The organism is Alphaproteobacteria bacterium (assembly GCA_019695395.1).
Taxonomy (GTDB): Bacteria; Pseudomonadota; Alphaproteobacteria; order JAEUKQ01; family JAIBAD01; genus JAIBAD01.
Genome location: JAIBAD010000057.1, coordinates 1 through 9,936 on the forward strand (window position 1 = coordinate 1; position 9,936 = coordinate 9,936).

The 9,936-nt window shown below is 33.7% G+C and carries 8 protein-coding genes and 1 tRNA gene; 5 read left to right on the forward strand and 4 right to left on the reverse strand.

Translation table 11 applies throughout. The features are described 5' to 3' along the window. Window positions 1-167 precede the first annotated feature (167 nt). The 3 genes from K1X44_08380 (at window position 168) to K1X44_08390 (ending at window position 4,411) form a co-directional block, all read left to right on the forward strand. Window positions 168-608: a low affinity iron permease family protein gene (locus K1X44_08380; GenBank protein MBX7147308.1), complete on the forward strand. Its 441-nt coding sequence runs from the start codon at window positions 168-170 to the stop codon at window positions 606-608. Window positions 609-923: 315 nt separating this feature from the next. Beyond that, entirely contained in the window at window positions 924-2,408 is a 1,485-nt protein-coding gene (locus tag K1X44_08385) for an AAA family ATPase (protein MBX7147309.1), read from the forward strand. Beyond that, on the forward strand, window positions 2,405-4,411 hold the full coding sequence (locus K1X44_08390; GenBank protein ID MBX7147310.1) for a response regulator: 2,007 nt from the start codon (window positions 2,405-2,407) through the stop codon (window positions 4,409-4,411). Before K1X44_08385 ends, K1X44_08390 begins: the two co-directional genes overlap by 4 nt. 137 nt (window positions 4,412-4,548) lie before the next feature. On the opposite strand, the gene K1X44_08395 is transcribed toward K1X44_08390, so the two are convergent. The 4 genes from K1X44_08395 to K1X44_08410 form a co-directional block, all read right to left on the reverse strand. Beyond that, entirely contained in the window at window positions 4,549-5,622 is a 1,074-nt protein-coding gene (locus K1X44_08395; protein ID MBX7147311.1) for an EamA family transporter, read from the reverse strand. 17 nt (window positions 5,623-5,639) lie between these two features. Beyond that, window positions 5,640-5,716: transfer RNA gene (locus tag K1X44_08400), tRNA-Arg, on the reverse strand. A gap of 55 nt (window positions 5,717-5,771) precedes the next feature. Then, complete coding sequence (locus K1X44_08405) at window positions 5,772-6,821, reverse strand: lysophospholipase (protein MBX7147312.1); 1,050 nt, start codon at window positions 6,819-6,821, stop codon at window positions 5,772-5,774. Window positions 6,822-6,823: 2 nt separating this feature from the next. Next, window positions 6,824-7,819 (reverse strand): ABC transporter ATP-binding protein, encoded by a 996-nt coding sequence (locus K1X44_08410; protein ID MBX7147313.1) that lies wholly within the window; start codon window positions 7,817-7,819, stop codon window positions 6,824-6,826. 117 nt (window positions 7,820-7,936) lie between these two features. Here K1X44_08410 and K1X44_08415 point away from each other — a divergent pair, with 117 nt between their 5' ends. Next, window positions 7,937-8,113 carry a zinc-finger domain-containing protein gene (locus K1X44_08415; protein ID MBX7147314.1) on the forward strand — a complete coding sequence of 59 codons (177 nt, stop codon included), beginning with the start codon at window positions 7,937-7,939 and terminating at the stop codon, window positions 8,111-8,113. A gap of 17 nt (window positions 8,114-8,130) precedes the next feature. Then, a partial coding sequence (locus K1X44_08420; protein MBX7147315.1) for a DNA polymerase I occupies window positions 8,131-9,936 on the forward strand: 1,806 nt, incomplete at its 3' end.

Genomic DNA, 9,936 nt, shown 5'->3' on the forward strand with positions numbered 1-9,936 from the left:
TATGGGTGGATCAAGATCTGTTATTAATTTCAGCGGCAACAAGAAAAGTTCTTGATGCTGTCAGTTTATTCTCAGCAGTTCAATAATAGAATTAAAAAAATTCATTAGGAATATTTCTTTAGGTATTTCTAATGAATTTTTTATTTATATAAAATTATGATAATTTTATGAAGAGTAAAAATTTTTTTTATCAACTTGCAACCCAAACATCAAAATGGTCTGGTAGTCCTACGGCTTTTATACTTGCCTTTTTTGTGATTATTATTTGGCTTATAACGGGTCCGATTTTTGATTTTTCGGATACGTGGCAACTTATAATCAATACAGGAACAACAATTATAACTTTTTTAATGGTTTTCCTTATTCAAAATTCTCAAAATAGAGATACCAAAGCTTTACAAATTAAATTAGATGAACTTATCCGTATTACCGAGGGTGCACATACGGCTTTATTGGATTTAGAAGAATTAACTGAAGAAGAAATTATTAATGTCTTTAACAAATATAAAGATATAGCTAAAAAAGCACGTGAGCAATTAAGAAAAGGGGAAACTGATACACATAACCCAGAGGTGGAATGTTTAGATATTATTAAAAATGAAAATTAATATATAATTAAATTATTGGGCATTTAACCAGAATATCTTTTAATAATTATGATTTTAGATAAAAAAAATCCATATAGATTTTTTATATAAATATTATTTTTATAGAAAAATATTTTTTAACTTAATTAATATTTTTTTGGGGATACTATTTCATAAGAATTTTAAAAAGCCTAGCAGTTAAGTAAATTTAAAAATAATAATTTATCCTAAAAAAATAGGTTAAATAGATTAAAGTGAATAAGTATTTAAACAAGCTAATTAATATAAACTTATGAAAATGTATTAGACAAGATGATATTAAAATAAAGAATAAATATGCAAAATAATACCACCGCGATTAAAACAGGAAGCAATGAGCTTGATGATATATTAGGGGGTGGATTACCTGCAAATCGTGTTTATTTACTTCATGGTACACCTGGTGCGGGTAAAACAACACTTGCTCTCCAATTTTTAATTGAAGGTGCAAGAAATAAAGAAAAAGTTCTTTATATTACGCTATCAGAAACAAAATTAGAATTAATGGCAACAGCTAAATCCCATGGTTGGGATCTTAGTGGGGTTGAAATTTTTGAAATGGTAACCCAGGAAAATGAATTACAACCAGAAAATCAATATACCATGTATCAACCCTCAGAAGTTGAACTTTCTGAAACAACAAAAATTATTATTGAATGTATTGAATTAATTAAACCTGTCCGTTGTGTTATTGATTCATTGGCAGAAGTAAAATTACTGGCACAAAATTTATTACGTTACCGACGTCAAGTATTGGCCTTAAAACAATTTTTTTTAGGCCGTAATTGTACAACCTTTTTTCTTGATGATAAAACAGCCTCCAGTAATGAGGACAAACAATTAGAAAGTATTGCGCATGGCGTTATAAGTTTAGAGCAACTTTCACCAGAATATGGAGCGGAGCGTCGACGTTTACATATTACAAAATTGCGGGGTCAAAAATATCGGGGTGGGTATCATGATTTCAATATTATTAAAGGAGGGCTTTCTATATTTCCCCGATTAGTTGCGTCAGAACATATTGAATTACATGATAAGAAACAACTTAAAAGTGGGATTGTAGAATTTGATGATATGCTTGGAGGTGGAATAGAATATGGGGCAAGTATGTTATTACTTGGACCAGCTGGGGTGGGAAAATCTTCCTTATCTATTCAATATGCCATATCAGTTGCCCAAGAAGGAAACCGGGCTGCAATTTTTACTTTTGATGAACGTATCGAAATGTTGGTCCAGCGAGCTGAAGGTATAGGACAACAATTAAATAAATATATTAAAAGTGGCCATATTGCTATTAAAGCAATTGATCCTGTAGAATTATCTCCGGGAGAATTTGCCCATTTGGTACGTCAAAAAGCACAAAATGATGTAAAAGTTATCATTATTGATAGTTTAAATGGGTATCTACATTCTATGCCTGAAGAACATTTTCTTACGGCACAATTACATGAACTTCTTACTTATCTTGGTCATAAAAACATTGTAACCATTTTGGTAGTAGCACAACATGGCCTTTTGGGGCAGGTAATGAATGCACCACTTGATACCAGTTATCTTGCTGATTCAGTTGTATTGTTTCGCTATTTTGAAGCTCAAGGTGAAGTTAAGCAAACTATATCTGTCCTTAAAAAACGTACTGGAAAACATGAGCATAGCGTACGTGAGTTTAAAATTGAAAATAGTGGATTACGCGTTGGAGAAAAATTACGTCAATTTCAAGGTATATTGAGTGGGACCCCTACTTTTATTGGTAATCAAGATCGGTTAATGAAAGATAAATGAGATCTAATTCTTTTTCTCCTAATTTTCGTGTGTTAATTCTTGCACCCACAATTAAAGATGCTCATGTAACGGCTGCTATATTAACTCAGCAATCAATTAATTCTTTTATTTGTTCAACTATAAATCAGATATGCGAAGAAATCACCATCGGCGCAGATGCGGCTATTATTACCGAAGAAGCAATTCTTTTTGATAAAGATCATTATCTAGAAAATACATTAAAAGACCAACCACCTTGGTCGGATTTCCCTCTTATAGTTTTGACATTGGCACAAAAGCAATCTTTGAAAGTTATGGAAATATTGCATGCTACTGGCAATATGACAATGATAGCACGCCCTTTGCAAATTGGGGAGCTTATCTCCACTGTGCAATCAGCACTTCGAGATCGTACGCGACAATATCAATTACGGGATTACCTTATCGAAAGTAAAAAAAATGAAAAAACGATAAAAGATGCACAACAACGTCTGCAAACTGCTTTGCAAGCAGGTCATATGGGGACATGGGAATTGGATTTGTTTACTTATAAATTTACTTGTTCTTCTACATGCAAAGCTAATTATGGATACGAAGCAGATTTTAATTTTAGCTATCAAGATTTAATAAATAGCATCCATACTGAAGATAAGGTTCAGTGGAAAAAAATTGTTCAACAAGCAATCGAGAACCAAAACGACTTTGAGATAGAATGCCGTGTCGTGTGGCCAGATGGCTCAATTCATTGGATATATACGCGCGGGGCATACTTTATTTATGGTACGGGTAATTCTGCACATATGTCTGGGATATCTATTGATATCAGTGATAAAAAATATGCAGAAATTTCTACACTAGAAGCAAAAGCTGCAGCCGAAAAAGCGAATATGGCTAAGACAGAATTTCTAACAAATATAAGCCATGAAATTCGTACGCCCATGAATGCAGTTATGGGGCTTGCTAATATTCTTGCCCGGAGTGAACCTTTAACTGAAAAACAGAGAAAATTTATTAGTACATTGCAAACAAGTGCCAATTCTTTATTGGCGCTTATTAATGATCTACTCGACATAGCTAAAATTGAATCACAAGCTTTAGATATAGAACAAGTACCTTTTTCAATGACACAACTTATTGAAGAAGTAATGAACATGATCTCTTTTCGTGCGCAAGAGAAAAAATTATCATTTACCTGTGATATGGTATCAATAGTTGGACAAATTTTTATAGGAGATCCAACACGCATTCGTCAAATTATACTTAATTTATGTAGCAATGCAGTAAAATTTACTGAAGAAGGTGGTATACATATAGGGGTGAAATTGCAACTTGATAGAAAATCTGACACAGTACTTATTTCTATTAGTGTAGAAGATACAGGGATAGGAATAGCATCAGATAAAATTCCAATTATTTTTGATAAATTTGTACAAGAAGATTCATCTATCAACCGAAAATATGGGGGTACTGGTTTAGGTCTTGCTATTACAAAGACACTTGTTGAAGTAATGGGTGGAAGTCTTAAAGTTGAAAGTATTCAAGGTCAAGGGTCTATTTTTACAATAGATCTTCCGCTAAAAGTAGAGAGGGAATTTAAAATTGAAGAAAATAATCAAATTCCGTTAGATAAGATTATTTATTCAAATGAACCAATTAAAATTTTACTCGTTGAAGATTATGCAGCGAATGTGTTAGTTGCCAAAACCTTTCTTGAACAATTTGGATATGTGTGTGAAGTTGCATCTAATGGTATTGAAGCGATTGAAAAGGTTAGGAAGGGTAGCTTTGCTGCTATATTAATGGATATACAAATGCATGGTATGGATGGATTAGAAGCGACCAAATTTATTCGTGAGTATGAAGAATATAAACAATTACCCCATTTGCCTATTATTGGTATGACGGCGCATGCTCTTTCTGGTGACAGAGAACGATGCCTTGCAGCCGGTATGAATGATTATATCGCAAAGCCTTTTAACCCCAAAGAACTTGAAAAGATGCTAGAAGGTTTATTAAAAGTTTAAAGTATTTGTTTTTTAATCAATATAGTTATTATAATTAAATCATTAATAAAGATGGCGCACTCGACGAGATTCGAACATAAAGGTTAGATATTTAACAATAAAGATAACAAAATTAAAATTACTATAAGTCAAAAAACTTATTTTTCGTGCTTATGTCGATGATGGATATCAGGATAATGAACGTGATTATGGTTTGTAGGTTCATGGTTATGAAAATGTGTATGTGGTTTAGTACTATTCCATACAAAATCATGCTTATGTTGATGATGTATGTCATGCGTATGTTTATGTGCATGACCTATCGCTTCATGAATATGTTCATGTTCGTGATGTTCAATTAAATGTAATCCAATACCTATGCCCATACATAAAACAGCCAACCAAAAAATCAATGTTGGATTTTCTTGGGTTAGTATCAAAGATAAAGCAGCGCCTACAAATGGTGCCATCGAAAAATAGGCTCCCGTACGGGCAGTACCTAGATGACGCAAAGCTAACACAAACATCACAAGACTAATGCCATAACTAAATAATCCTAATAAGGCAGTTTTTATACTAAGAGATAAATTCGGAAGATTATAATCAAACATAAAGCCGATTGATAGATTTATACCACCTGCTATTAAACCCTTAATGCAAGCAATTTGTACCGGATCGCTGGCAGAAATTTTTCTGGTGAGGTTATTGTCGATGCCCCAAAAAAAACAAGCTCCAACTACTAATAACGACCCCATGGGAAAATTGAATCCATTTATTTCTTGCCATGAAAGCAACATGCCTCCCATAACAATTAAGATCATGCCAATAAAAATACGACGATCAAAATTTTCTTTAAATACAAACCATGCAAGCATGGTTGTTGCTGTACCTTCAAAATTTAAAAGCAAAGATGCATGAGATGCAGAAATATAAATAAGGCCAACCATAAGAAGCAAGGGTGCAATAGCTCCCCCTGTTATGATCGCACCTATTAACCATGGTATGTCGATAAAGCTAAGCTTAGCTTCAGTGTTTATATTTGTTGGGAAGATAATTTTTTTTATAATTATCCATAAGGCAAGACCGCTTCCAGACCCCAGATAGAGTAATCCAGCCAATATCATAGGAGATATTCCATGAATCAGTAATTTGGCTAAGGGTGTGCTGATACCAAAAAGTATAGCTGCACATACTGCAAAAACTATCCCTTTATGTGTTATATATTTTAACATAACAATAGAATCCATTATGGCGCACTCGGCGGGATTCGAACCCACAACCTTTGCCTTCGGAGGGCAATACTCTATCCAATTGAGCTACGAGTGCTTTAATCAATTCATAACGTATTGTACAATGAAGGTAAAGTTTAGAAGTATATAACTTATTTTATTTCAGCTGAATTAGGTGGAACAGAATAACGTTCGATTAAAGGATATTTAGCAATTATCTCTTGGTCAGCTTTAGAAGGTAAATGAGCTAAATGTTGGTTAAAAATCCAAGCTTGCACATCATTGGCAACAGAATTTCCACCCATATCACGTAATAACATATGATATCCTTTTGGATATAATCCCATGGTCATTATAGATGGTGATGATTTGCTTTGGTATTTTGCTAATCTTTTTATATTTTTTTTAACTGTTTTGGATGGAAGAATGTCTTCTTCTTCACCATACAGCACTAAAATTTTACCTTTCATTTTGGGGATCGTATTAAAAGCTTGATCCATAAGGGTTACTAATCCATGAACAGCATCCAATCTTGTTTCTTTAATTACAAGGTCGTCTTGAGAAAATTCTATGAGCATTTCAATATTATCTGAAGGATGAACTTCAAATCCTTCCCCTGTTGCTGCATACCATGGTACAGTATGAGTGGCAATCCAAAAGGCAGCATTTTCAAATATGTTAAAATCTTTGTTCGACCAAAAGGCTGGGGATATAAGTATAAATCCTGTAAATTGTTGGTTATAATCAGAACTTGCAACAAGAGAAGCAAGGGCGCCACCCATACTTTCACCTAATAAATAAACTGGAAGATCAGAGTGCTTTTGCTTAATAAGATTGGTGATTTCCACAACGTCTTGAATCATACGTTTTTGATTAGCCCATAATCCCCGATTAGGTGTCTCTCCAAACCCTCTCTGGTCAAAACTATAAACTGTAATATTATGTTTTTGCCAATATTGCCCTGGTAATTCAAAAGCATAACTGTAATCATTAAACCCATGAAGAGCTAAAATAATTGCTTGCGGATTGGGAGATGGCCATTCTCGCAGAGTTGACGTCATACCATCGGAAAAAATAATTTTATTTTTTTCAATAGTCTCTTTCATAAAACTCTCTTTATAAGGGACCACAACAGGAGAACAGCTTTGTAAAAAAATTTCACAGGTACATAATATAAAAACAAATTTATATAAAGCTTGCATAATTAAACTGCTTGATAGGTTTGATTGTTTTCACGTGTAAGTTTTAGAAAAATATCTTCCAGATCAGTTTCAATTGTCACTAAATCCTCAATATCAATATTAATTTGCGTTAAAAGGTTTAAAATACTGTCAAAGCGAATCTCACTTGGACGATAACTTAATCGTAATTGTCCAGAATGCTCGATTTGCGCATCAAATTTTTTTAGCTGTTCTGGTATTGATACTAAGGGATTTGTCGTTTTAATTAAAATTTGTTTTCGATCAATATGTTGAAGCAAAGTTTTGGTATTTTCATAGGCAATGACTTGCCCATGATTAATAATGGCAATGTAATCGCATAGCTCTTGGGCTTCTTCAAGGTAATGGGTTGTTAATAAAACTGTGACACCAGCTTTATTTAAATTACGTACATGATCCCATAATTGTTGACGCAGCTCAATATCAACACCAGCTGTGGGTTCATCTAATACTAAGATAGGGGGATTGTGGACCATAGCTTTACCAACCATTAAACGCCGCCGCATCCCACCTGATAAAGTACGTGCATAAGCATCGGCTTGTTTACTTAAACTTAATGTTTTTAAAATTTCATCAGTTTGCCTTTTCCTGGCAGGTACCCCGTAAAGCCCTGCTTGTAAATCTAAAAGTTCACGAGGTGTAAAAAAAGGATCCATATTTAACTCTTGAGGAACAATCCCAATTGAGGCTGCAACCATGCGTGGATTGGTATCAAGATCATAATCCCAAACTTTAACCTGGCCTGATGTTTTGGTGACAAGCTGGGCAAGAATATTAATTAATGTAGATTTACCCGCACCGTTTGGACCTAAAAGACCAAAAACCGATCCTTTGGGGATATTTAAAGAAACATCTTTTAATGCTTGTTTACTATTTTTTTTGGCGTGATATGTTTTATATAAATTCTTTATGGTTAAAGCATCATGGGAAGATTGCGGTGATGAATTTTGGGTATTTGAAGATAATGTAGATTGTGTCACAATTATATCTGCTTTCTAATAATGAATTTAGATCTTTACATATTTTTATAATAATAAAGATTAATAATATTAAAAACATTTTAATAGATCTTGAAGAAGAATAAAAGGATTACAGTAATGGACCCGGTTGAAATTGTTGAAACGGATAAAAAAACTGTTTATTGTGATGGAGGTGGTAATCTTGGCCATCCAAGGATCTATTTAATTATTAATCCTACACAAGGGTCAATTGATTGTCCTTATTGTGGTAAACGGTATATTTTAACATCTAGGTCTTCCTCTTCGCAATCTTAAAAATTTAAAGTTTAATTGTGCAACATATTTCTATTATAGATGGTTCTGGCTATATTTTTCGTGCTTTTCATGCATTGCCAGCCTTAACCCGCCAAGATGGCACCCATATAAATGCCGTTTTGGGATTTGCCAATATGCTTTTAAAAATTATCGAAGAAAATCATAATAATATGATGTTGATTGCCTTTGATAGTGCGAGATTAAATTTTAGACATGAAATTTATCCTGAATATAAAGCCCATCGTCCCCCGGTTCCGCCAGAATTGTCAGTTCAATTTCCCTTAATTAAACAACTTGTTAAATCCCTTAATATTCCATCCATTGAAATGGTAGGGTTTGAAGCTGATGATTTAATTGCAACCTATACTCATCATGCTAAAGCATTGGGGTGGAATGTAACAATCCTTTCATCAGATAAAGATCTTATGCAACTCATAGATGATTCAGTTGTGATGATGGATCCCATCAAAAATCGACGTATCGATGCGGCAAGTGTTCTGGAAAAATTTGGCGTTGGCCCAGAACAGATTATTGATCTTCAAGCTTTGGCAGGCGATACATCTGATAATGTTCCAGGTGTTCCAGGGATTGGATTGAAAACTGCAGCTGAACTTTTGAAAAATTATCGTACTTTAGAAGGTATATTAACCAGTGCACATGAGATTAAACAAGCAAAACGTCGGCAGCTTTTAATAGATTATGCGGAACAAGCAAAACTTAGCCAAAATTTGGTACGGTTAAAACATGATGTTCCTTTGGAAAAAAGTTTGGAAGATTTAAAAAATTATCAAATTACTTGGCCAAGTTTTTTGGATTTTCTTAAAGAAAATCAATTTCGATCAATTTTATCAAGATTAGAACGTAATCATATTATACCTTCTATTTCCACATCTATAGAAATATCTGAATCAGAAGTATTACCTAAAACATCCCAGCCAGTGTATGAACTGGTTCAAACAATTGATCAGCTTAAGGGATGGATTGAAAAAATTATTAATAAAGGTGTTGTGGCTTTTGATACAGAAACAACATCACTAGAACCAGTGCGTGCCGAACTTGTAGGTTTTTCTTTATCTGTTGACCATGGTCAGGCATGTTATGTGCCTGTCGCCCATAAAAATATTCATGATGTTAAAGATTTTTTTACTCAATCTTCTGCCCCACACCATCATCAAGACTTTAAGCAAATACCTTTGGCCGAAGCGATTGCATGTTTAAAACCTATTCTTGAATCATCTTCGATTTTAAAAATAGGGCATAATATTAAATATGATATAATTGTTATGGCCAAATATGATATCAAAATTGCCCCCATTGATGATAGTATGATGATCTCTTATGTTTTGGCGGCCGGCCAACATGGACATGGTATGGATGAATTATCAAAGCTTCATCTGGGTCATGAAACGATTACTTATGATAGTGTGACGGGATCTGGTAAAAATCGTATAAGATTTGATGAAGTAGATTTAAATAAGGCCAAAGATTATGCAGCTGAAGATGCAGATGTAACATTACAACTTTACCATTATTTAAAACCACAACTTCAACAAAATAAACTCTCTACTATTTATGAAACAATTGAAAGACCTTTGATTCCTGTTGTTGCGCGTATGGAACAAACGGGAATAAAAATAGACAAGCACGTCTTGCAAGATCTCTCTGGGCATTTTTCTAATCGTCTAGATAGTTTAGCCCAAAAAATTTATCAGTTATGTGGTGAAGAATTTAATATTGGATCCCCAAAACAATTGGGTGAAATTCTTTTTGATAAATTGGGATTGCCTGGCGGCAAAAAAAGCAAATTAGGCGCTTATGCAACA